We start from the raw sequence: 21,883 nt of genomic DNA on the forward strand, positions 1-21,883 counted from the left end.
GCGGAGACGACAGTGCCGCAGACCCGGGTCGCCGTGGTGGGCAGCGCCAACATGGACCTGGTCGCGATGGCGCCCGCGCTGCCACGGGTGGGCGAGACCACGCTCGGCACCGACTTCGTGATGGTGCCCGGCGGTAAGGGCGCCAACCAGGCCATCGCCGCCGTCCGGGCCGGCGCCTCCTGCGCCTTCCTCGGCGCGATCGGCTCGGACGCCTTCGGTGTCACCCTGAAGGCCCGCATCACCGCGGCCGGGGTGGACACCAGCCAACTGCGCGTGGTCTACGGCACCTCCGGGGTCGCGCTGGTCATGGTCAACGCCCAGGGTGAGAACGCCATCATGGTCACTCCCGGCGCCAACGACGCGCTGGTCGGCCTCACCGAGGAGGAGCTGGCCACGGTACGCGCGGCGGACGTCCTGGTCGCCCAACTGGAGATCCCCGTGCAGACCGTGACGGCCGCCGCGGTGGCCGCCCGCGCCGCCGGCACGCGGGTCATCCTCAACGCCGCACCGGCCCGGGACCTCCCTCCCGAGCTGCTCGCCGCCGTGGACGTCCTGGTCGTCAACGAGGGCGAGGCGCAGACGCTCGCCGGCCGCGGCCGGGAGGACCCCCGGGCGCTGCTCGACCTGGCCCCCCGGGCCGTGCTCACTCTCGGCGGCGAGGGCGCCCGGTACGTCGACCGCGACGGCACCGACGTGCACGTGCCGGCGGTACGGGTCGACGTTGTCGACTCCACCGCCGCGGGCGACGCGTTCACCGCCGCGCTGGCCGTCGGCTGGGGTGAGGGGCGCGACCTGGTCGACGCGGTGCGCTGGGCGTCGGCAGCCGGCGCGGCCTGCGTACGCAAGCTCGGCGCCTCGGTGGCGCTACCGCGACGCGCCGAGATCGACGAGCTGTACGCGCCGGCCTGAGCGCGTCCGCGCTACGCCGGTCGGCCGGCGGTGGTCCGGAAGGCCCGGCGGTACGCCGACGGCGAGGTCAGCATGACCCGGCCGAAATGGTGGCGGTAGGTGACCGGCGTGTCGAAGCCCACGCTGCGGGAGATCTGCTCGACCGGGGCGTCCGTCTCCTCCAGCAGGGCCAGGCTGGCGCGGATCCGCCTGTCGATCAGCCAGCGGATCGGGCTCGTCCCGGTGGCGCGGGCGAAGTGCCGCAGGTAGGTGCGCGGCGACATGTGCGCCCGGCCTGCGAGCTGGGCCACGCTCAGCGGCTCGGCGAGATGCGCGAGCGCCCAGTCGATGCTGCCCGCGATCCGGTCGTCGTCCGGGCTTGCGGGCACCGGCGCCTCGACGAACTGGGCCTGCCCGCCGTCGCGGTGCGGCGGGATCACCAGCCGCCGGGCGACCGCGTTGGCGATCGCCGCGCCGTGGTCGCGCCGGATCACGTGTACGCAGAGGTCCAGGCCAGCGGCGCTGCCGGCACTGGTGAGCAGGTCGTCGTCGTCGAGATAGAGCACGTCCGGGTCCACCTCGACCCGCGGGTAGCGCCGCGCCAGCAGCTCCGCGTACCGCCAGTGGGTGGCGGCCCGCCGGCCGTCCAGTAGCCCGGCGCCGGCCAACGCGAACGCGCCCGAGCAGATCGACATGATCCGGGCGCCGCCCCGGTGCGCCAGGCGTAGCGCGGTCACCAGCTCGGGTGACGGGTCGCCGGTCACGTCCGGCACTCCGGGGACGATCACCGTCCGCGCGTCCGCCAGCTCCGCCAGACCGTGCGGAGTGTCCAGGCTGGCCCCGCCCACCACCGGCACCGGCCCCGGCCGCTCGGCGCAGACCACCAGGTCGTACCAGTCCACCGGAAATTCGGGCCGGGGAAGCCCGAACACCTCGGTGACGATGCCGGTCTCGAACATCGACATCCCCGGGTACGCGAGCACGGCGACGCGGTGGGGGGCCGCCGGCCGTCGGGGTGCCGGCAGCAGGCGCGAGCCGGTGGTGGTGGCCCGGATCGGCATGGCGGGATGTTAGCGCAGGACGTCGTCTCCGCCACTCGCCCCGGTCCGGCGACCCGGCGAACAATCGGCGCATGAGCTTCACCTTCGCCGTCCCGGCAGCCGATCCGGCCACCGCCGTCGCCCACTTCCGCACCCGACTCAGCGTCGAGACCGACGTCAGCGACGTACACGCCGATCTGTCGGCGCGTACCCCGAATCTCGTGGTTGTCGACTCCCGGGGCGCGGCCGCCTGGGCACAGGGACATCTTCCGGGCGCGGTGCACCTGCCCACCGCGGAGATCGCAACCCGCGCGGCGGGGCTGATCCCCGCCGGCTCGGCGGTGGTCACCTACTGCTGGGGACCGGGCTGCAACGGCGCGACCCGCGCGGCGCTGGAGATCGCCCGGCTCGGCTACCCGGTCAAGGAGATGCTCGGCGGGTTCGAGTACTGGGTGCGGGAAGGGCTGCCGGTGGTGACGGAAACCGGGCTGGTCCGACGTCCGGTCGACGACCTGACCGCGCCGTCCACCACGATCACCTGCGACTGCTGACCCGACGCGCGGGCGGGCGGGGGCTCAGCCGGCCGGCTCGTCGGCGAGCTTCTCGCCGCGCCGCCGCAGCATGCCCAGGCCGGGAATGCCGGCTACGGCGAGCTTGAGGTCGCGGGTCACGTCGAGCAGGTCGTGCAGATCGGGCCCGACCCGGTCCAGGGTGGCCAGGATGGGCAGGATGTCGGCCGTCAGGTGCTCCCGGAGCTTGGGCAACTCGTCGATCAGGTGGATCGCGGCAGTGATCTCTTCGTGGCTCAGCTCCTCGACGAACTTCCCCGCCATCGGCGCGGCCCGGCGCAACGCCGGCTCGTACGCCGCCAGCAGCTCGGCGGCCGTGGCCGCGGCCTCCGTCGCGGTGCCCACTGTGGCGGCGGCCCGGCCGGCCACCTTGTCGGCCTCGACGACCAGCGAGGCGGCCGACCGGGACACCTTGTCGGCCTCGGTGACCACTGCGGCAGCGGCGGCGGCCACCTCGGTGGCGGTGTCGATGGCGGTGGTCGCGGCGGCGCTGATGACGGCCACCTCACGGACCGCCGCCTCGGCGTCGGTGAGCACCTGATCGGTCCGGTCCAGAGTCGTCTCGATCCGGTCCACCACGCCGTTGATCCGGGCCAGCAGCGCCTCCACCCCGTCCAGCACCGCGAACGCGCGCGCGGGGACGGCGGCGAACGAGGCGGCCGAGCCGAGCGCCTGGTCGAGGGCGGAGCGGGTCAGACCGACCACGGCGGTCGGTGTGGGAAGGGGGATCGCCATGGGGTCAAGTGTGCGTCGGCCGCGCCACAGCCGCTCGGCGGGAGCCGGTCAGCGGGACCGTGGACCAGAGGTGTTGGCGCGGGCGACCCGCAGCGCCCACCAGATCAGCGGCACCTGCAACGGCACCCGGCCGTACGCGATGGCCCGCTTCGTCGGGCGGCGCCGCCGCCAGTCCACTGCCATCTTCACGTTCGCCGGCAGGACGGCGACGAGGAGCGCGGCGGCTGCCCGACCGCCGGCCCGCCGGGTGGCCGGATTCGCGACAGTCGCCGCCACCGCCAGCTCGGCCACCCCGCTGGCGTACGTCCAGAATCGCGGCGGACCGGGCAGCGCGCGCGGCACGATCGGGTCGTAGACGCCGGGTCGCAGCAGGTGGGTGACGCCGGCCACGGCGAGCAGCCCGGCCAACGCGACGGCCTCACCACGGCGGTTGCTCATCAGTGGTCCCCCTGCTGTTCGACGGCTCGCTGCACGGCCCGGTAGATCTGCCCGAACCGCAGCGCGTCCGGGGTGCGCACCAGCAGATCCTCCCGGCCGTGGTGCTGCACCCACAACTCGTGCACATGGCTGCCGCGCTCGTAGGAGCGGTCCAGCCAGCTGAGCGGGATCTCCAGGAACGGCAGCGACACCAGCGCCCCGACCCCGCAGGCGGCGAGGATGATCAGTGCCAACTTCCAGTTGCCCCGGTCCTGCGCCGACCAGGCCAGGGACAGCACGCAGACCACCGCGACAAGCGGCGGCAGCGACAGCAGCAGGACCAGCACACCGCGGCCCAGCACCCGGCCGCGTACGGCGAGGGTTTTCTGCCCTCGCGCGTGCCAGACGAACGTCACATCGGACAGCGCGATCACGTGACCACCGGCCCGGATCGACTCGGAGGTCACCTGCACCGCGTCGTCCCGGTAATAGAGGGCCATCACTAAGGCTAACCACCGGCGGGCAACCCCGCCCGGCCCTGCGCCGCCGACATCGGACCGGAGAGCGCACCTCCCCCAGGCGATCTTGGACAGGTTCCGTCAGCGGTGGACGGTACCTGTCCAAGATCTGTGCCCCGCGCGGTCAGCGGCGGGTGCCGGGGCGGGCCGGTTGGCTGTGCTCGACCGCGCGCTGCACCGCCCGGTAGATCTGGCCGAAGCGCAACGCGTCGCCGGTGCGCAGCAACCGCACCGGCTGGCCCCGCCAGCGGGCCCAGATCTCCAGTTGACGGCTGCCCCGGGCGTACGAGCGGTCGAGGTGCTCGAAGAGGAAGTCGGCGACCGGCCCGACGGCCAGCCCGACCAGCACCGACGCGCCGACGATCGCGATCGTCACGGTGAACGAGCGGTGCAGCCACACAGCCACGCCGATGCCGAGCACCGCCGCGACGAGCGGACCGGCGAGGGCCGCGCCGATCGCGCCGCGCCCCACCAGGACGCGCCAGGAACGGCTGCCGCGGCGGTGCCAGATCATGGTGATGTCGGTGAGCGCGTAGCTGCGGCCGTCGGCTCGGAAGGTGGTGGAGGTGACCTGCACCGACCTGTCGTCGTAATAAGTGATCATGGCTGAACTCCCGCCGGGGGGGGCTGACACCACACTACTTACCCAAACGAGCAGGGTCGTAAGGTTGGCACGCGACTTCGACGAGGAAGTGAGGCAGCGTGGGCGAGTTCGTTCGGCTGGAGATCAACGGCGGCATCGGCACGATCCGGCTGGAGCGGCCGCCGATGAACGCGCTCAACACGCAGGTGCAGGAGGAGTTGCGCGCCGCCGCGGCGGCGGCCACCGCCGACCCCGAGGTCCGCGCCGTCATCCTGTACGGCGGGGAGAAGGTCTTCGCCGCCGGTGCGGACATCAAGCAGATGGCCGAGATGTCCTACGTGGACATGGTCGACCGGGCCCCGAACCTGTCCAGCGCGCTCGGCGCGATCGCCCGGATCCCCAAGCCGGTGGTCGCCGCGATCACCGGGTACGCCCTCGGTGGCGGCTGCGAGCTGGCGTTGGCCTGCGACTGGCGGGTCGTCGCCGAGGACGCCAAGCTCGGCCAGCCGGAGATCAGGTTGGGCATCATCCCCGGCGCGGGCGGCACCCAGCGGCTGGCCCGCCTGATCGGCCCGGCCCGAGCCAAGGACCTGATCATGTCGGGGCGGATGGTGGACGCGCAGGAGGCGCTGCGGATCGGCCTGGCCGACCGGGTCGCCCCGGCCGCCGAGGTGTACGACACGGCCGTGGAGCTGATCACTCCGTACCTGACCGGGCCCGCGCAGGCGCTTCGCGCGGCGAAGCTGGCGGTCGACGGCGGCCTGGACATGGACCTGAACTCGGGCCTGGCCTGGGAGACCCAGCTCTTCGCGGCGCTGTTCGCCACCGACGACCGGCGTGCCGGGATGACGGCCTTCGTCGAGAAGCGCAAGCCGGACTTCACCGGCCGCTGACCCCTCGATCTGCCCCCTGACCTCGGTAGCGCGCACCGGCCGGGACCACTGTCGGACGGCCAAGTGACTGGCCGGTAACCTGTGATCCCGGCCACGGACGATGGGAGCGACATGACGGAGCGGATCGAGGGTCACGGCGGCGAGTTGGCGCTCGCGGCCCTACGCGCGCACGGCGTAAGGGAGATGTTCACACTCTCCGGCGGGCACGTCTTTCCGCTCTACGATGCCGCGTACAAGACCGACTTCCCGATCTACGACGTCCGGCACGAACAGTCCGCCGTCTTCGCCGCGGAGGCGGTGGCCAAGCTGCAGCGCCGCCCCGGCCTCGCCGTGCTCACCGCCGGGCCCGGTGTCACGAACGGCATCTCCGGCATGACCAGCGCCTTCTTCAACGCCTCCCCGGTGCTGGTGCTCGGCGGGCGCGCGCCCGCGTTCCGCTGGGGCTCCGGCAGTCTCCAGGAGATGGACCACCTGCCGCTTGTCGCTCCGGTCACCAAGCACGCCGAGACGGTGTTCGGCACCGACGACATTCCGCGCGCGGTGGGCGCCGCGCTCACCGCCGCGCTCACCCCGCACCGTGGTCCGGCCTTCCTCGACTTCCCGCTGGAGACGGTCTTCTCGGTCGCCGAGGTCGACCTGCCCGCCGTGGCGGGCGTCGACCCGGTCGTGCCGGACCCGGAGGAGGTCGGCCGCGCCGCGCTGCTCATCGCCGGGGCGCAGCGACCGGTCATCATCGCCGGTTCCGACGTGTACGCGGGCGACGCGGTGGCCGCGCTGCGCGAGGCGGCCGAGGCGTTGCAGGTGCCGGTCTTCACAAACGGCATGGGCCGTGGCTCACTCCCGCCGACGCACCCGCTCGCGTTCGCCAAGGCCCGTCGGGCCGCGCTCTCCGGCGCCGACGTGGTCGTGGTGGTCGGCACCCCACTGGACTTCCGGCTCAGCTTCGGTGACTTCGGCGACGCCAAGGTGGTGCACATCGTCGACGCGCCCAGCCAGCGGGCGACGCACGTGCAGCCGGCCGTCGCCCCCGCCGGTGACCTGCGCCTGATCCTCTCGGCGCTGGCCGACCACTCCGGTGACCGGGCCGACCACACCGACTGGATCGCCGACCTGCGCATGGCCGAGGACGCGGCGAAGGCCCGGGACGCCGCCGAGATGGCCGCCGAGACCGACCCGATCCGTCCCGCCCGGATCTACGGCGAGCTGCGCCGGGTGCTGGCCCCGGACGCGATCACCATCGGCGACGGCGGCGACTTCGTGTCGTACGCCGGGCGCTACCTGGAGCCGGCGCAGCCCGGCACCTGGCTGGACCCGGGCCCGTACGGCTGCCTGGGCACCGGCATGGGCTACGCGATGGGCGCCCGGGTCAGTCACCCGGACCGGCAGATCTGCGTGCTGATGGGTGACGGTGCCGCCGGCTTCTCGCTGATGGACGTCGAGTCGCTGGTCCGGCAGAAGTTGCCGGTGGTGATCGTCGTCGGCAACAACGGCATCTGGGGGCTGGAGAAGCACCCGATGCGGGCCATGTACGGCTACGACGTGGCCGCCGACCTCCAACCGGAGCTGCGCTACGACACGGTGGTCAGCGCGCTCGGCGGGGCGGGGGAGACGGTCGCCAAGGCGGCCGACCTGGGTCCGGCACTGCAACGGGCGTTCGACGCCGGAGTGCCGTACCTGGTCAACGTGCTCACCGACCCGACCGACGCGTACCCCCGGTCGTCGAACCTGGCCTGAGTCGCAGCCGCCGCCGCCGTCGCCCGTCCGCGGGCGGCGGCGCGGCGTCCTTCCGCAGCTAAATCAGCGGAAAGTCAGCTCCGGTCGTCGTAACGTCAGCGCGGGAACGGCGGGATGTCAGCCCTGTCGCCCACAGTGGTGCCACCACTGACGACGACAGGAGTTGCGATGGACCACGCGATCCGCGCCGAGGGCCTGGTGCGGCGTTTCGGCGCCACCACCGCCCTCGCCGGAGTTGATCTGGAGGTTCCGACCGGGACCGTCTTCGGTCTGCTCGGGCCCAACGGCGCCGGCAAGACCACAGCGGTGCGGGTGCTCGCCACGCTGCTGCGGGCCGACGAGGGGCACGCCACGGTGGGCGGCTTCGACGTGGTGCGCGACGCGCACCAGGTGCGCCAGCTGATCGGCCTGACCGGCCAGTACGCCTCGGTCGACGAGACCCTGACCGGCGCGGAGAACCTGCTGCTGATCGGTCGGCTGCTCGGGCTGAGCAGGGCCGACGCCCGGCAGCGTGCCCGCCAACTCCTCGCCGACTTCGACCTGAGCGACGCCGCCGACCGGGCCGCGAAGACCTTCTCCGGTGGCATGCGTCGCCGGCTGGACCTCGCCGCCAGCCTTGTCGGCCGGCCGCAGGTGCTCTTCCTGGACGAGCCGACCACCGGCCTGGACCCGCGCAGTCGCAACGACCTGTGGGACATCGTCCGCACCCTGGTCTCCGACGGCGTGACGGTGCTGCTCACCACCCAGTACCTGGAGGAGGCCGATCAGCTCGCCGGTGAGATCGCCGTCGTCGACCACGGCCGGGTGATCGCCCAGGGCACGCCGGAGGAGCTGAAGTCCAAGACCGGTGGTCAGACCCTCACCGTGCGGCCGGCCGACGGCAGCGACCTGGGCATCGTGACCGCCATCGTCGGCGAGGTGTCCGGCGCGGTCCCCGAGGTGGCCCAGAGCGCCGTCACCGTCGCCGTGAACGATCCGGGCGTGCTGCCCGCGGTGGTGCGGCGCCTCGACGCCGCCGAGATCGCGGTCGCCGAACTGGCGTTGCGCGGCGCCAGCCTGGACGAGGTCTTCCTCTCCCTCACCGGCCACCGGGCCGAGGACTCGCCGGCCGACACCGATCTCGAAAGGACCCCGGCATGACCGCCGTCACCGTCCCCGCCCCGCTGGCGCCGACCCGCCGGGTCAGCCCGGCCGCGGGGCTCCGGCACACCGTCACGCTGGCCTGGCGCAGCCTGGTGCAGATCAAGCACAACCCGATGGAACTGCTCGACCTGAGCATCCAGCCGGTCATGTTCGTGCTGCTGTTCACCTATGTGTTCGGCACCGCCATCGCCGGATCGTCAAGTGAGTACCTCACCTTCATGCTGCCCGGCATCATGGTGCAGAACGCGCTGTTCGCGACGATGACGACCGGGTTCGGGTTGAACAACGACCTCACCAAGGGAGTCTTCGACCGGCTCCGGGCGCTGCCCATCGCCCGGTGGGCGCCGTTGGCCGGCCGGATCCTCGCCGACACCGTCAAGCAGGCCTGGTCGATCGCGCTGCTGCTGGGTGTCGGGTCGATCCTGGGCTTCCGGGTCGGCAACGGGCTGCTCGGGGTGGTCGGGGCGTTCGCGCTGCTGCTGGCCTTCACGCTTGCCGCGTCGTGGATCTCGGTGTTGGTCGGCGTGCTGGTCAGCGAACCGGACAAGGTGCAGATCTTCGGCTTCACGGTGATCTTTCCGCTGACGTTCACCAGCAACATCTTCGTACCGACCGACCGGATGCCGGGCTGGTTGCAGAGCTGGGTGGAGGTCAACCCGGTGACCGTGGTGGCCGACGCGCTGCGCGGGCTCCTGGTCAGTGGCCCGGTGGCGAGTCCGGTGCTCCAGACGCTGCTCTGGGGCTCCGGCATCGCGGTGATCTTCGCGCCGCTGGCGGTGCGCGCGCTCAGGCGTCGAGTGTGAGCCGCAGCGACGCCGCGACCTGATCCGGTCTCACACCTCCGGCCGGTCACCCTCGCGGGGCGTCTCACCGTCGCGTCGGCGCAGATCGTCCTCGCGCCGGCGCAGGTCCTCCTCCCAGCGGCGGAAGAGTTCCTGGTCCTGCTGCTTGGCGCGGTCCTGCACCGAGCGGAGGAACTCCGGGTCGTCGTCGGGGGCGACCGGCCGGGGGCGCTGCCGCTCGGGCGAACCCGCGCCGCCGGGCCAGCCCTTACGGGCGGCGGAGCTGGGCTCCCGGCCGGCGACGAACCAGGCGATCGAGCCGACCAGCGGGAAGAACAGAATGATCAGCACCCAGGCGATCCGGGGCAGGGCGCGGATCTGGCCCTCCTCGGCGGAGAGGCAACTGATCAGCGCGCAGACGGCGAGGACAATCTGCGCCAGGAAGAGGAGAACGTACAGCCGGGCCATCCACCCATCATGGCGTACCGGGTCTCGTCACCACAGTCCGCGAAGCACCAGCAGCACTCCCAGTAGCGCGAGCCCCACGGTGCCCACCGCGACCAGCGGCAGTGTCCGACCACCGGTGCGGGCCGGGCCGGTGCCGGTGCCGCGGGGCCAGCAGAGCGCCAGCAGGGCGCCCCAGACCAGCACGGCGACGCCGGCGATCAGCGCCCCGGCCGGGCCGCCCGCCGACGCCAACCGGACGGTGAGCGCGGTCACCACCGTCACCGTGAGCAGGGTGCGTCGCCAGGCCAGCCGGGTGCGCTCGGGTTGCAGCCCGGCGTCGCGCCCGGTGCTCACCGCCCGCCGATCGCCCGGAGCAGGACGGCGATGACGAGCAGCACCGCGCCGGCGCCCACGGCCAAAGCCAGGATGGCGGGAAACCGGGACGCGGGCAGCTCCTGACCGAGCCGGATGGCCCGCTCGGTACGCGCCCAGTGGTCCACGGCGCGGATCGCGACCGCCCCACCGAGCAGCAGCAGCGCCACCGCGATCACCTCCCGCAGGTGGCTCATCGGCAGGGGCGGCAGGAACTGCGCGGCGGCCAACCCGCCGCCGACCAGCGCCAACCCCGTGCGTAGCCAGGCGAGGAACGTCCGTTCGTTGGCCAGCGAGAAGCGGTAGTCCGGCGCTTCACCGACCGACCCCAGCTCCGCCGGGTCGAACCATCGCCTGATCGCCGCCCACACGCTGGGAGAATATCCGCTTCCCATCCCGCTTAGCCTGACTCGGTGACCGATCTCGACGTGATGACTTTGCGTGCCGCCTACGACAACCAACTCCGCCCGGAGATCCCCGACCCGATCCCGGCCGGGGTGACGGTGGAGCGGGACGGGCCGCTGGTCCGCATCGTCGGGCTCGACGCCGGCGGCTTCCTCACCTACCGCGACCTGGGCGGACTCACCGGGGAGGCGCTTGACGAGTTGATCGCCCGGCAGGTTCGGCTGTTCCGCGAGCGTGGCCTGTCGGTCGAGTGGAAGCTCAACGAGCACGACGAACCGGCGGACCTGGCGGACCGGCTGCGCGCCGCCGGCTTCGTGCCGGAGGACCGGGAGACCGTCGTGGTCGGGCCGGTCGCCCCGCTGGCCGCCGCGCTGCCGGTCACCCCCGAGGGGGTACGCCTGCGTGAGGTGACCTCTCGCGCCGACCTGGAGCGGATCGCCGCCATGGAGGAGGAGGTCTGGCAGGAGGACCGCTCGCATCTCGTCACGGGTCTGGCCAAGGAGATCGACGCCGACCCGAACTCGATCACCGTCGTGGTGGCCGAGGCGGGCGAGACGGTGGTGAGCGCCGGCTGGGTGCGGTTCCCGGCGAACACCGGCTTCGCCACCCTGTGGGGCGGCTCGACCCTGCCGCAGTGGCGACAGAGGGGCATCTACCGGGCGCTCGTCAACTACCGGGCGCGGCTGGCCGAGCAGCGAGGTCGGACGCTCATGCAGGTCGACTGTTCCGAGGACAGCCGGCCGATCCTCCAGCGGCTCGGCCTCGTGGCGGTCACCACCACCACCCCGTACGTCTACACTCCGTGATCATGGAGCAGCGGTTGACGGACGCGGACCGGATGACGCTCAAGACCGGTGCCTTCGGTGCCGTGTTCCTGGTCTCCAACGCCGATCCGGGAGTGCTGGCGGTGATCCGGGAGAGCATCGCCGCGTCCGGCGCGCTCGCCGACGCCAGCGGGGCGATCAAGGAGGCGCTGACGACCGGCCCGTTGCCGCTGCTTCCCCGGGACTCGCAGTTGGAGATCGAGTCGGTGGTGCTGCCGGCGCTGCGTCAGGCGGTGCTGATCCTGCGCGACAAGTCACCGCAGGACGTGGACGCGTACCGCGCGGTGGTGCTGGATGCGGCGGACCGGGTGGCCCGGGCGCACGGCGGGGTGACGTCCACCGAGGCGGCGGCCATCGACCAGGTTCGGAGCGCGTTGGCCGAGCCGGCCTGACCGGCTGCCTGCCGGTGAGCTGTGTCACTCTGAGTGCGCCGGGGAGCGCAACCTACTGGCAGGTAACATTGCCTGGTGGGCAACTGCACAGCAGCCCGCGGTTGACCTGGCGTCGACCGACGCGCGACGCTGCGCCCCAGACCGGGCGAGCGAATCGCATCACCACACAGGAGGGTCGTCGAAGCGCGATGAATATCGTCGTACTCGTCAAGCAGGTGCCTGATTCGGGCGCGGACCGCAACCTGCGCAATGACGACAACACCGTCGACCGCGGTTCGGCGAACAACGTGATCAACGAGATGGACGAGTACGCCATCGAGGAGGCGCTGAAGATCAAGGAGGCGCACGGCGGTGAGGTCACCATCCTGACCATGGGTCCGGACCGGGCGACCGAGTCGATCCGCAAGGCGCTCTCCATGGGCCCGGACAAGGCCGTGCACGTGCTGGACGACGCCCTGCACGGTTCCTGCGCCGTCGCCACCTCGAAGGTGCTCGCCGCCGCTCTCGGTCAACTGGGCGCTGACCTGGTCATCTGCGGTGCCGAGTCCACCGACGGCCGGGTCCAGGTCATGCCGCACATGATCGCCGAGCGGCTGGGCGTCGCGGCGCTCACCGGCGCCCGCAAGCTCACCGTCGACGGCAGCACGCTGACCGTCGAGCGGCAGACCGAGGAGGGCTACGAGGTGGTCACCGCCGCCACCCCGGCCGTGGTCTCCGTCTGGGACACCATCAACGAGCCGCGCTACCCCTCCTTCAAGGGCATCATGGCCGCCAAGAAGAAGCCGGTGCAGACGCTCTCCCTGGCCGACCTGGGCGTCGCGCCCAGCGAGGTGGGCTTCGACGGCGCCACCAGCGCCGTCGTCGAGCACACCAAGCGCCCCCCGCGCTCCGGCGGCGCCAAGATCACTGATGAGGGCGAGGGCGGCGTCAAGCTTGTCGAGTTCCTCGCCACCGAGAAGTTCGTGTGAGAGGGGGGTCTGACATGTCCGAGGTTCTCGTCGTCGTCGAAGCCACCAAGGAATTCGGCGTCAAGAAGGTCACGTTGGAAATGCTCACCCTCGCGCGTGAGCTGGGCACCCCGAGCGCGGTGGTGCTCGGCGGCGCCGGCGCCGCCGAGGCGCTGAGCGGCAAGCTGGGCGAGTACGGCGCGGAGAAGATCTACGCCGCCGAGGGTGACGAGATCGACGGCTACCTGGTGGCCCCCAAGGCCACCGTGCTGGCCGAGCTGGTCAAGCGGGTGCAGCCGGCCGCCGTGCTGCTGGCCTCGGCCCAGGAGGGCAAGGAGATCGCCGCCCGGCTCGCCGTCAAGCTGGACAACGGCATCCTGACCGACGTGGTCGGCCTGGACGCCGACGGCACCGCCACTCAGATCGCCTTCGCGGGCTCCACCATCGTCAAGTCCAAGGTCACCAAGGGCCTGCCGCTTGTCACCGTCCGGCCCAACTCCGTCACCCCCGCCCCGGCGGCGGCCACCCCGACGATCGAGCAGCTCACCGTGTCGGTCACCGACACCGACAAGCTGGCGAAGGTCGTCGAGCGGGTCGCCGAGCAGAAGGGCTCCCGCCCCGAGCTGACCGAGGCCGGTGTGGTGGTCTCCGGCGGTCGCGGCGTCGGCAACGCCGACAACTTCAAGCTGGTCGAAGAGCTGGCCGACCTGCTCGGCGGCGCCGTCGGCGCGTCCCGCGCGGCCGTCGACTCCGGCTTCTACCCGCACCAGTTCCAGGTGGGCCAGACCGGCAAGACGGTCTCCCCGCAGCTCTACGTCGCGCTCGGTATTTCCGGCGCCATCCAGCACCGGGCCGGCATGCAGACCTCGAAGACCATCGTCGCGGTCAACAAGGACGGCGAGGCGCCGATCTTCGAGCTTGCCGACTTCGGCGTGGTGGGTGACCTGTTCAAGATCGTCCCGCAGGCCGCCGAGGAGATCCGCAAGCGCAAGTGACACCGCGACAGGACAGTGGCCGCCCTTCCGCGGGGCGGCCACTGCTCCTCGTTGGGAGCTGATCGACGGGCCGGGGAGCTGAACCGGCCCGCCGATCAGCCCGTCAGGGTGCCCCTCAGCAGACTGTCGCCGGAGTGGCGGGTGTTGTTGTCGTACCGCTCGGCGGAGACGTCGACCACCGAATAGCTGGTGAGGTCGACGTTCGGGGGCAGGGGCAGCAGCGCGTCCGAACCGCCGCCCAGGGTGCCCACCGAGAACATCTCCATCGTCGTCGGGTTGATGAGCCAAACCTCGTAGTACCCCGGGACGCGCGGGAGATTCGCCACATGCAGATGTAGTTGGCCGTCCCGCAGAACCCGGGCGTCGCCCTTGGCCGCCGGGGGCGTCGACCCGTACGCCGCCAGCGGCGCGCTCGCCACCACCACCTGCGTCGGAGTGGGGGCCGGGTCGTCCGGTCGCAGCACGGAGACCGTGCCCACCACGCCGACCGCCGCGGCGGCTGCCGCGGTCACCGCGGTGGCCGCCCAGCGCGACCAGCGAGCGCCCCGGCGGGCTCGTCGCGCCGAGTCCAGCCGGGTCACCGTCGGCCCGGCCGTCGTGCCGGTGGCCTGTTCGGCCGTGACGGCGGTGGTCTGTTCGCCCGTGGCGGCGGCCTGTCCGCCCGTCGCGCCGGTGGAACGGGTGGCCGTCATGTCGGTGGCCTCCGCCGCCCTGACCTGGGCGGCGATGCCCTGCCAGACGTGCTGCGGCGGGTCGGGCAGGTCGGCCAGGCCCTGCGTCTCGGTGCCGAGGCCAGCCACCCGCTGGAGGGTCGCCACCTCCGCCCGGCAGTGCGCGCAGGTGCCGAGGTGGGTGCTCTCCCCGTCGTCCGCCTCGCTCTCACCGAGCGCCAGAAAGACCAGCCGCTCGTGCTCCAGGTGCTGCACCGTCCACCTCCCATCTGCGTTTCAAGCTCGCCATGCCGCGCCGGATGTGGCTCTTCACGGTGCCCAACGGCACTCCGGTCACCGTGGCTATCTGCTGGTGTGTCAGGTCGTCGTAGAAGGCCAACTCCAGCATCCGTCGCTGGTCGTCCGGGAGACGAGCCAGCTCGTCGGCGATCACCAACCGGTCCACCACGCGGTCCGGGTCCGGGTCGGCGTGCGCCGGCTCCGGCAGCTGCCGGACCGTCTCCACCACCCGGGTCTCCCGGGCCGAGGCGCGCATCCGGTCGATCACCTTGCGCCGGCCGATGCCGAGCAGCCAGCCGATCAGCGATCCCTTGGCCGGGTCGAAGGTGTCCCGACCCAGCCAGGCGGCGACGAACGTCGCCTGGGTGACGTCCTCGGCGTCGGCGCGGTTGGCCAGCATCGAGGTCGCCAGGTGGAACACGGCCCGACCGTACCGGTCGTACGCCTCGCGCAGCGCCACGTCGTCGCCCGCGCGGAAGCGGAGGTCGAGGTCGTCCACCGAGGGGTCCGGTTCCTCGTGCGGGGCCGTCATCGGGCGGCTCGCCTTCGATGGGGCATGCCCGACTGTAGCTGCCACAGCCCCCGCCCCACTCTCCCGGTCGATGTCATCTCAGCAGCTCTTCGTCCCGCGACCCCGATTCGGATGCGGGCGGGCCCGAAAAAGAAAAGTGCCTCCGGCCCGCATCCACCCGTCCGGGCGACGGCGTAACCCGTTCTGCAAGCCAGGCCTGACGAATCAGCACCAATCATCAGGAGGCAGACATGCAGCTCTCATCCCTGCGTCGGGTCGCGGCGGGCGGCGCGGTCGCCGCGCTGGCCTTCGCCGGGGTCGGCGCGTTCACCGCCACCCCCGCGTACGCCGCCACGTCGAAGGTCTCCGTCGTACACGGCATCCCGGACACCCCTGTCGACGTCTACGTCAACGGCAAGAAGACGCTGGAGAACTTCAAGCCCGGTGCCGTGGCCGGCCCGCTGAGCCTGGAGCAGGGCGACTACGACATCGCGCTCACCAAGCCGGGCGAGCCGATCGGCAGCGCGATCCTCAGTGTCGACAACGCGGCAGTGCCGGGCGGCGGGAACATCAGCATCGCGGCCCACCTCGACGCCGCCGGCCAGCCGAAGATCACCCCGTTCGTGAACGACGTCTCGAAGGTCGACGCCGGCAAGGCCCGGCTGATCGTCCGGCACACCGCCGCCGCCCCGGCGGTGGACGTACGCGCCGGCGGCACCCCGGTCTTCAAGGGGCTCACCAACCCGAAGGAGGCCAAGGGCGACGTCGACGCGGGCAGCGTGCAGGCGGACGTGGTGCTGGCCGACACCGACACCGTGGCCATCGGCCCGGCGGACCTCAACCTCAAGGAGGGCACCGCGACGATCGTCTACGCGATCGGCTCCGCCGAGGGCAAGACCCTCGGTGTGGTGGCGCAGACCATCACCGGCCTGCACTCCGCCCCGGGCGGCGTGCCGAGCGGTGACGGCGGTCAGGCCGGCACGGGCGTGGACACCTGGTGGTACGTGCTCACCGGTGCCGGCGTACTCCTGCTGCTGGTCGGCGGTGTGCGGATGGCGACCGCGCGGACCGGTCGCACGTGACGGTGCGCAACCGCGGCGCGCTGGCGGCTCTGGCCGCCAGCGTTGCCGCGCTCACCGTCGCCGCCGCTGTGGCGTGCGGCTCCCAGCCGGCGGGGACCGTGGGCGCCGAGGAGGCGAGCACGCTGGCCAGCACCCCGCCGCCGGCCGCCGACGCCCCATCGGTTCCGGTCACCGACGGCGCGCTTCCGGCCGACGCGGCGGTCGTCCCGCCGGTACGGCTTGTCATCCCGGGGATCGACGTCACCGCCACCGTCAACGCGGTCGGCATCAACGAGCGGACCAACGAGTTCGAGGTGCCGCCGAGCGTCGACCAGATCGGCTGGTACCGCTACGGACCCGGTCTGGAGGCGGCCGCCGGCTCGGTGGTCATCGCCGGTCACGTGGACAGCGCCACGCAGGGCAGGGGGGCGTTCTTCCGGCTCCGTGAACTCGACAGGGGCGACACCCTGACCGCGACCGGCAGCGACGGCACGGCCCGGCGGTACCGGGTCGTCGCCCGGGAGGAGTACGCGAAGACGAAAATTCCGTTGGACCGGTACTTCGCCAGGGACGGCAAGCCCCGGCTGACCCTGATCACCTGTGGCGGGCCGTTCGACGCCAGGGCGCGCAAGTACCGCGACAACATCGTCGTCACCGCGGTGCCCGCCTGACCGGGGCCGCCGCCAGGGCCGGGGTGGGATATTCCACCCCGGCCGTCGCCCCGGTCCCCTCCGGCATCCGGGCGTCGCGGTGTCGGCCGTAGGCTGAACGGCGATGGCTTACCTGGATCACGCGGCGACGACTCCGATGCTCGACGAGGCACTGGAGGCGTACGTCGCCACCGCCCGCGAGGTCGGCAACGCGTCCTCCCTGCACGCGGCGGGTCGTCGCGCCCGCCGCCGGGTCGAAGAGTCCCGCGAGAAGGTGGCAGCGGTGCTGGGCGCCCGGCCCTCCGAGGTGATTTTCACAGGTGGTGGCACGGAGAGCGACAACCTCGCGGTCAAGGGCATCTTCTGGGCCCGCCGGGGGGTCGCCCCGGACCGCCGTCGGGTGGTCTCCAGCGCCGTCGAGCACCACGCGGTGCTGGACGCTGTCGACTGGCTCGTCGAGCACGAGGGCGCCGAGGTCGGTTGGCTGCCGGTGGACGCCGCCGGTCGGCTCGACCCGGAGGACCTGCGCGCCGAGCTGGCCAGGCACACCGACCGGGTGGCAGTGGTCACCGCGATGTGGGCCAACAACGAGGTGGGCACCATCCAGCCGATCGCCGAGCTGGCCGCCGTCGCGGCCGAGCACGGCGTGCCGTTCCACACCGACGCCATCCAGGCGATCGGTCAGGTGCCCGTCGACTTCGGCGCCAGCGGCGTCGCCGCGCTGACCGTCACCGGGCACAAGTTGGGCGGCCCGACCGGGGTGGGCGCGTTGCTGCTCGCCCGGGACGTGGCGGCCACCCCACTGCTGCACGGCGGTGGTCAGGAACGTGACATCCGATCCGGCACCCTGGACACGGCCGGCATCGTCGCCTTCGCGGTCGCCGTCGAGACGGCGGTGAAGGGCCAGCAGGAGTACGCGGCCCGGGTGGCCGCGCTCCGCGACGACCTGATCGAGCGGGTGCGTCGGGCGGTGCCCGAGGTGATCTACAACGGTGACCCGAGCGACCGACTCCCCGGCAACGCGCACTTCTCCTTCCCGGGCTGTGAGGGCGACGCCCTGCTGCTGTTGCTCGATGCCCAGGGCATCGCCTGCTCGACGGGGTCGGCCTGCTCCGCGGGGGTGGCGCAACCCTCACACGTGCTGCTGGCGATGGGCGCCGACGACGACCGCGCCCGTTCCTCGCTGCGCTTCTCCCTCGGCCACACGAGCACCCAGGCCGACGTGGACGCCCTCATCGCGGCTCTGCCCGCGGCGGTGGACCGCGCCCGCAGAGCCGCAGCCCTCCGTACCCCCCGCTAGCGCTCCCCGCGCCCAGTGGTCAGCGGACGGGGCGCCCCGACGCCAGGATCGGCGGGCCGGGTCGGGTCGGCGGCCGCTGGGCTGCGCTGGGCTGGGTGGATAGGGTTGGGTGGGGTCGGAAGAAGCGCGGTGGGAAGGGAATGTGCTGGTGAAGGTTCTGGCGGCGATGTCGGGCGGGGTTGACTCGGCCGTGGCGGCGGCACGGGCCGTGGCGGCCGGGCACGACGTGACAGGGGTGCACCTGGCGCTGGCCCGCAACCCGCAGACCTACCGCACCGGGGCGCGCGGCTGCTGCACGCTGGAAGACTCCCGGGACGCACGGCGGGCCGCCGACGTCATCGGCATCCCGTTCTACGTGTGGGACATGGCCGACCGCTTCCACGAGGACGTGGTGGACGACTTCGTCGCCGAGTACGCCGCCGGACGCACACCGAACCCCTGCCTGCGCTGCAACGAGAAGATCAAGTTCGCGGCGGTGCTGGACCGGGCGGTGGCCCTGGGCTTCGACGCGGTGGTCACCGGGCACCACGCCCGGCTCGGCCCGGACGGGCTGCTGCGACGCAGTGTCGACCTCGCCAAGGACCAGTCGTACGTGCTGGCAGTGCTCACCCGCGAGCAGCTGGACCGGTCGATCTTCCCACTTGGCGACTCGACGAAGGCGCAGGTCCGCGCGGAGGCCGCCGAGCGTGGCCTGGCGGTGGCCGACAAGCCGGACTCGCACGACATCTGCTTCATCGCCGACGGTGACACCCGCGGCTTCCTGGCCGGGCGGCTCGGCGAGGCGCCCGGCGACGTGGTGGACGCCACCACCGGCGCGGTCGTCGGCAGCCACAGCGGCGCGTACGCGTACACGGTGGGGCAGCGGCGTGGGCTGCACCTGGACCGGCCGGCCCCGGACGGCCGGCCGCGTTACGTGCTCTCCATCACGCCGAAGACCAACACGGTGACCGTCGGCCCCGCCGAGGCGCTGGAGGTGTCCGAGGTCCGTGCCGTCCGGCCGGTCTGGACCGGCGGCGCACGTCCGGACGCGCCCGTCGAGTGCGAGGTGCAGTTGCGCGCGCACGGCGACGTGGTGCCGGCGACCGTCGCCCTCGACGGCGACCGGCTGCACGCCGAGCTGCGCCGGCCGGTACGCGGCGTCGCCGCCGGGCAGGCCGTCGTCGCGTACCGGGCGGACCCGGCCGGTGACGTGGTCCTCGGCTCCGCGACCATCACCGGCTGACCGCACGGCCCGGGTGTTCCCGGGATAGCCTTCGGCCGTGACAGATCAGGCGTGGCCCTGGCCGGCCGGCGCGGCAACCGGAATTGGTTCGCTGCCCGGCACCGACATCGGCGAGGCCCAGCGGGTGGTCCTCGGTGAGCTTCCCGACCTGCCCCACCTGCCGGAGTTGCCGGCCCGTGGTCCCGGCGCGGACATGATCGGCCGGTCCGCCGGGCTGCTTGTCGAGCTTCCCGTCGAGGTGTACGCCGGACGCTGGCGGGTCGCCCCACGCCCGGGTCGCGACCTGCGCCGGGCCGCTGACCTGATGGAACGCGACCTGGACCAGCTCGCCGAGCAGGCCGAGGAGTACGCCGGGCCGATCAAGCTGCAGGCCGCCGGTCCACTGACGCTTGCCGCGTCCCTGGAGCTGCCGATCGGTGGTCGCCTGTTGCGTGACCCTGGCGCGGTGCGTGATCTGACCGGCTCCCTCGCCGAAGGGCTGCGCGCGCACGTCGCGGCGGTGACCCGGCGGCTGCCCCGGGCGTCAGTGCTGCTCCAACTGGACGAGCCGTCCCTGCCGACAGTGCTGGCCGGGCGGGTGCCGACCGAGAGCGGGCTGGGCGCGTACCGGGCGGTCGACCCGGTGGACGCGGCCGCGCTGCTGCGCTCTGTCGTCGACGCGGTCGGCGTACCGACGCTTGTGCACTGCTGCGCCCCGGACGTGCCGCTGGAGCTGATCCGCTCCACCGGCGCCGTCGCGGTCGCCCTCGACCTCGATCTGGTCACCAAGCTGGACCCGCTCGGCGAGGCGCTCGACGCCGGCCTCGGACTGCTGGCCGGGGCCGCGTCGACCCGACCGCCGTCGGCCGGTGGCGCGCCGACCTCCGCGCAGATCGCCGACCGGGTACGCCAGGTCTGGGACCGCCTCGGCTTTCCCCGTCGGCAGCTCGCCGAACAGGTGGTGGTCACCCCGGCCTGCGGTCTCGCCGGTGCCACCCCGGAGTACGCGCGGGCGGTGCTCGCGGCGTGCCGGGACGCCGGCCGGCGGCTCGCCGAGGTGTGAGGTTTCCTGTCGTACCCGGTGGGCAGGATGACGGTCATGATTGGACAGCTGCGTTCAGTGGTGATCGACTGCCCGGATCCGCGGGCGCTGGCGATGTTCTACGCCGAGCTGCTCGGCGTGCCCCTCGCCGAGAGCGAGACGGAGAGCGACTGGGTGGTGCTCGGCGGTCCGCCCGGTCACCAGCCGCGTCTCGCCTTCCAGCAGGCGCTCAACCTGCGGCCACCGGCCTGGCCGGATCCGGAGCGCCCCCAGCAGTTCCACCTGGACGTGACGGTGGACGACATCGAGAGCGCGGAGAAGGCGGCGCTCGCGCTCGGTGCCCGGCGGCTGCCGGGCGAGGGCGAGGGTTTCCGGGTCTACGCCGACCCGGCCGGCCACCCGTTCTGCCTCTGCTGGGACTGACTCCCGCGTGGGTTGCGGCGGCTGGTGGTGATCGACTCGGGTTCGTGGAAGTCGGGGTGTCGCGGGGCCGCTGATGCCCCGGTTTTCAGGAGACCGAGTCGGTCATGCCCGCCGCCGCGCCGTGCCGGCGACCGGGGTGGTCAGGCGGTGGGCAGGTGGCGCAGGCTGCGTACCGTGCGCCACAGGTCGGCGTCGCAGCGGCCGGCGTGGTCGGCGAAGGCGGCGGGGTCGAGCCGGATCGGCTCGGTCAGGCTGAGGTAGCTGTCGTGCTCCGCGCCGGGGTCCCACTCCCGGGTGGGGATGCGCACGTGGTCGTCCCGGTCGCTCTTGTCCTGGCTGGTGATCTTCAGGACGTCGGCGCCCCGGGCGTCCGCGCGCAGCACCAGACAGGGCCGCACCTTCGACCCGCTGCCGTCGGCGTACGGCACGTCGGCCCACCAGATCTCGCCGGGCGCCGGGGCATCCGGCCGGCCGGTGTCGCGTGAGCGGGACGTGGCGGCCGGTCGGTCGGCGCCGCGCGGTCGGGGCGGGGCGGAACGACGACCACCGGTGCGGGCCGTGCCGCCGCGACCCGGTCGGGTGCCCGAGGGTCGGGTGGAGACCCGGTGCCGCCAGCTGTTCCATGCCCAACCCGCGGCAACGGCCAACAGGATCGCCGCCGCCCAGAGCAACGCCTCGGGCATCGCCACCTCCTGCCTCCCGGCGGAACTACCTTCCGCCTCCGCCTCTCGGCGGGCGCACCTGCGCCTCCGGCGGCCCCCGGCCGCTCACCGGTCCGCAGATAGAGGGGCACGCCCGCTCCGTCCGGCGATCCTCGCACGCCGCCGCCCGGGCCGCCCGCCAACCACTCCGCGGCCGCCCCGCCACCCGAGGCGCTCCACCCTTGATCACGTGATGTCGACTGGCTGAATCGGCCCGGCGACGGCCACCGAGCACCAGGTGGAAACGGCCCTCGAGCTGAGGGCGACGTCGCTGCGGGCACGGGCGGGCGACGGATTGTCCCACCGGCCCGATACCGTGCCGGAGTAGCGTGATCAGGGAGGTCGCAGGCGTGTCCGAAG

The 21,883-nt window shown here is 72.8% G+C and carries 27 protein-coding genes; 16 read left to right on the forward strand and 11 right to left on the reverse strand.

What is annotated here, in order from left to right; genetic code table 11:
* Positions 1–12: 12 nt before the first annotated feature.
* Positions 13–909, forward strand: a complete 897-nt coding sequence (locus ACQPWW_RS06780) for a ribokinase (protein ID WP_433130218.1) — start codon at positions 13–15, stop codon at positions 907–909.
* 11 nt (positions 910–920) lie between these two features.
* Here the strand turns inward: ACQPWW_RS06780 and ACQPWW_RS06785 are convergent, their stop codons facing one another.
* A complete protein-coding gene (locus tag ACQPWW_RS06785; protein WP_433134178.1) occupies positions 921–1,853 on the reverse strand; it encodes a helix-turn-helix domain-containing protein in 933 nt (310 codons plus the stop codon).
* Between the two features lie 167 nt (positions 1,854–2,020).
* On the opposite strand from ACQPWW_RS06785, the gene ACQPWW_RS06790 reads away from it, so the two are divergent.
* Positions 2,021–2,479, forward strand: a complete 459-nt coding sequence (locus ACQPWW_RS06790; protein ID WP_433130220.1) for a rhodanese-like domain-containing protein — start codon at positions 2,021–2,023, stop codon at positions 2,477–2,479.
* Between the two features lie 24 nt (positions 2,480–2,503).
* Here the strand turns inward: ACQPWW_RS06790 and ACQPWW_RS06795 are convergent, their stop codons facing one another.
* The 4 genes from ACQPWW_RS06795 to ACQPWW_RS06810 form a co-directional block, all read right to left on the reverse strand.
* A complete protein-coding gene (locus tag ACQPWW_RS06795; RefSeq protein WP_433130222.1) occupies positions 2,504–3,232 on the reverse strand; it encodes a hypothetical protein in 729 nt (242 codons plus the stop codon).
* Between the two features lie 48 nt (positions 3,233–3,280).
* On the reverse strand, positions 3,281–3,670 hold the full coding sequence (locus ACQPWW_RS06800) for a DoxX family protein (RefSeq protein WP_433130224.1): 390 nt from the start codon (positions 3,668–3,670) through the stop codon (positions 3,281–3,283).
* Complete coding sequence (locus ACQPWW_RS06805) at positions 3,670–4,149, reverse strand: DUF6232 family protein (protein ID WP_433130226.1); 480 nt, start codon at positions 4,147–4,149, stop codon at positions 3,670–3,672. Before ACQPWW_RS06805 ends, ACQPWW_RS06800 begins: the two co-directional genes overlap by 1 nt.
* 142 nt (positions 4,150–4,291) lie before the next feature.
* Positions 4,292–4,771 carry a DUF6232 family protein gene (locus ACQPWW_RS06810; RefSeq protein WP_433130228.1) on the reverse strand — a complete coding sequence of 160 codons (480 nt, stop codon included), beginning with the start codon at positions 4,769–4,771 and terminating at the stop codon, positions 4,292–4,294.
* A gap of 98 nt (positions 4,772–4,869) precedes the next feature.
* Between ACQPWW_RS06810 and ACQPWW_RS06815 the strand changes: the two genes are divergently transcribed.
* The 4 genes from ACQPWW_RS06815 (at position 4,870) to ACQPWW_RS06830 (ending at position 9,323) form a co-directional block, all read left to right on the forward strand.
* Positions 4,870–5,643 carry an enoyl-CoA hydratase/isomerase family protein gene (locus ACQPWW_RS06815; protein WP_433130230.1) on the forward strand — a complete coding sequence of 258 codons (774 nt, stop codon included), beginning with the start codon at positions 4,870–4,872 and terminating at the stop codon, positions 5,641–5,643.
* Between the two features lie 111 nt (positions 5,644–5,754).
* The gene (locus tag ACQPWW_RS06820) at positions 5,755–7,377 is read left to right on the forward strand and encodes an acetolactate synthase (protein ID WP_433130232.1); all 1,623 of its coding nucleotides are present in this window, start codon (positions 5,755–5,757) and stop codon (positions 7,375–7,377) included.
* Positions 7,378–7,545: 168 nt separating this feature from the next.
* A complete protein-coding gene (locus tag ACQPWW_RS06825) occupies positions 7,546–8,517 on the forward strand; it encodes an ATP-binding cassette domain-containing protein (protein WP_433130234.1) in 972 nt (323 codons plus the stop codon).
* On the forward strand, positions 8,514–9,323 hold the full coding sequence (locus ACQPWW_RS06830) for an ABC transporter permease (protein ID WP_433130236.1): 810 nt from the start codon (positions 8,514–8,516) through the stop codon (positions 9,321–9,323). The genes ACQPWW_RS06825 and ACQPWW_RS06830 overlap by 4 nt, the downstream gene beginning before the upstream one ends.
* Before the next feature lie 30 nt (positions 9,324–9,353).
* Here ACQPWW_RS06830 and ACQPWW_RS06835 read toward each other — a convergent pair whose 3' ends face one another.
* From ACQPWW_RS06835 to ACQPWW_RS06845, 3 genes are read right to left on the reverse strand one after another with little or no spacing between them, the layout of a single operon-like run.
* Positions 9,354–9,770, reverse strand: coding sequence for a PLD nuclease N-terminal domain-containing protein (locus ACQPWW_RS06835; protein WP_433130239.1), 417 nt, complete (start codon positions 9,768–9,770; stop codon positions 9,354–9,356).
* Between the two features lie 27 nt (positions 9,771–9,797).
* Entirely contained in the window at positions 9,798–10,103 is a 306-nt protein-coding gene (locus ACQPWW_RS06840; protein ID WP_433130241.1) for a DUF202 domain-containing protein, read from the reverse strand.
* Complete coding sequence (locus ACQPWW_RS06845) at positions 10,100–10,492, reverse strand: YidH family protein (RefSeq protein WP_433130243.1); 393 nt, start codon at positions 10,490–10,492, stop codon at positions 10,100–10,102. The genes ACQPWW_RS06840 and ACQPWW_RS06845 overlap by 4 nt, the downstream gene beginning before the upstream one ends.
* A 42-nt stretch (positions 10,493–10,534) precedes the next feature.
* Here ACQPWW_RS06845 and ACQPWW_RS06850 point away from each other — a divergent pair, with 42 nt between their 5' ends.
* The 4 genes from ACQPWW_RS06850 to ACQPWW_RS06865 all read left to right on the forward strand — a co-directional run bounded on the left by ACQPWW_RS06850 (position 10,535) and on the right by ACQPWW_RS06865 (position 13,684).
* Positions 10,535–11,332, forward strand: a complete 798-nt coding sequence (locus ACQPWW_RS06850; RefSeq protein WP_433130245.1) for a GNAT family N-acetyltransferase — start codon at positions 10,535–10,537, stop codon at positions 11,330–11,332.
* Between the two features lie 2 nt (positions 11,333–11,334).
* On the forward strand, positions 11,335–11,742 hold the full coding sequence (locus tag ACQPWW_RS06855; protein ID WP_433130247.1) for a hypothetical protein: 408 nt from the start codon (positions 11,335–11,337) through the stop codon (positions 11,740–11,742).
* Between the two features lie 188 nt (positions 11,743–11,930).
* Positions 11,931–12,710, forward strand: coding sequence for an electron transfer flavoprotein subunit beta/FixA family protein (locus ACQPWW_RS06860; RefSeq protein ID WP_433130249.1), 780 nt, complete (start codon positions 11,931–11,933; stop codon positions 12,708–12,710).
* A 14-nt stretch (positions 12,711–12,724) separates the two neighbouring features.
* Complete coding sequence (locus ACQPWW_RS06865; RefSeq protein ID WP_184182135.1) at positions 12,725–13,684, forward strand: electron transfer flavoprotein subunit alpha/FixB family protein; 960 nt, start codon at positions 12,725–12,727, stop codon at positions 13,682–13,684.
* A 95-nt stretch (positions 13,685–13,779) separates the two neighbouring features.
* Here ACQPWW_RS06865 and ACQPWW_RS06870 read toward each other — a convergent pair whose 3' ends face one another.
* Together ACQPWW_RS06870 and ACQPWW_RS06875 are read right to left on the reverse strand one after the other, a co-directional pair.
* On the reverse strand, positions 13,780–14,610 hold the full coding sequence (locus ACQPWW_RS06870) for an anti-sigma factor (RefSeq protein WP_433130251.1): 831 nt from the start codon (positions 14,608–14,610) through the stop codon (positions 13,780–13,782).
* The gene (locus tag ACQPWW_RS06875) at positions 14,564–15,166 is read right to left on the reverse strand and encodes an RNA polymerase sigma factor (protein ID WP_433130253.1); all 603 of its coding nucleotides are present in this window, start codon (positions 15,164–15,166) and stop codon (positions 14,564–14,566) included. The genes ACQPWW_RS06870 and ACQPWW_RS06875 overlap by 47 nt, the downstream gene beginning before the upstream one ends.
* A gap of 230 nt (positions 15,167–15,396) precedes the next feature.
* On the opposite strand from ACQPWW_RS06875, the gene ACQPWW_RS06880 reads away from it, so the two are divergent.
* The 6 genes from ACQPWW_RS06880 (at position 15,397) to ACQPWW_RS06905 (ending at position 20,822) form a co-directional block, all read left to right on the forward strand.
* On the forward strand, positions 15,397–16,227 hold the full coding sequence (locus ACQPWW_RS06880) for a DUF4397 domain-containing protein (protein WP_433130255.1): 831 nt from the start codon (positions 15,397–15,399) through the stop codon (positions 16,225–16,227).
* Positions 16,224–16,877: a class F sortase gene (locus tag ACQPWW_RS06885; protein WP_433130257.1), complete on the forward strand. Its 654-nt coding sequence runs from the start codon at positions 16,224–16,226 to the stop codon at positions 16,875–16,877. Before ACQPWW_RS06880 ends, ACQPWW_RS06885 begins: the two co-directional genes overlap by 4 nt.
* A 103-nt stretch (positions 16,878–16,980) precedes the next feature.
* Positions 16,981–18,156, forward strand: coding sequence for a cysteine desulfurase family protein (locus ACQPWW_RS06890; protein ID WP_433130259.1), 1,176 nt, complete (start codon positions 16,981–16,983; stop codon positions 18,154–18,156).
* Between the two features lie 148 nt (positions 18,157–18,304).
* Complete coding sequence (gene mnmA, locus ACQPWW_RS06895) at positions 18,305–19,378, forward strand: tRNA 2-thiouridine(34) synthase MnmA (RefSeq protein ID WP_433130261.1); 1,074 nt, start codon at positions 18,305–18,307, stop codon at positions 19,376–19,378.
* 37 nt (positions 19,379–19,415) lie between these two features.
* Entirely contained in the window at positions 19,416–20,420 is a 1,005-nt protein-coding gene (locus ACQPWW_RS06900) for a methionine synthase (protein ID WP_433130263.1), read from the forward strand.
* Positions 20,421–20,456: 36 nt separating this feature from the next.
* On the forward strand, positions 20,457–20,822 hold the full coding sequence (locus ACQPWW_RS06905; protein WP_433130265.1) for a VOC family protein: 366 nt from the start codon (positions 20,457–20,459) through the stop codon (positions 20,820–20,822).
* Positions 20,823–20,962: 140 nt separating this feature from the next.
* Here the strand turns inward: ACQPWW_RS06905 and ACQPWW_RS06910 are convergent, their stop codons facing one another.
* Positions 20,963–21,505, reverse strand: coding sequence for a type II toxin-antitoxin system PemK/MazF family toxin (locus ACQPWW_RS06910; protein ID WP_433130267.1), 543 nt, complete (start codon positions 21,503–21,505; stop codon positions 20,963–20,965).
* Positions 21,506–21,883 lie beyond the last annotated feature (378 nt).

Source organism: Micromonospora sp. CA-240977 (assembly GCF_050942285.1).
Taxonomy (GTDB): domain Bacteria; phylum Actinomycetota; class Actinomycetes; order Mycobacteriales; family Micromonosporaceae; genus Micromonospora.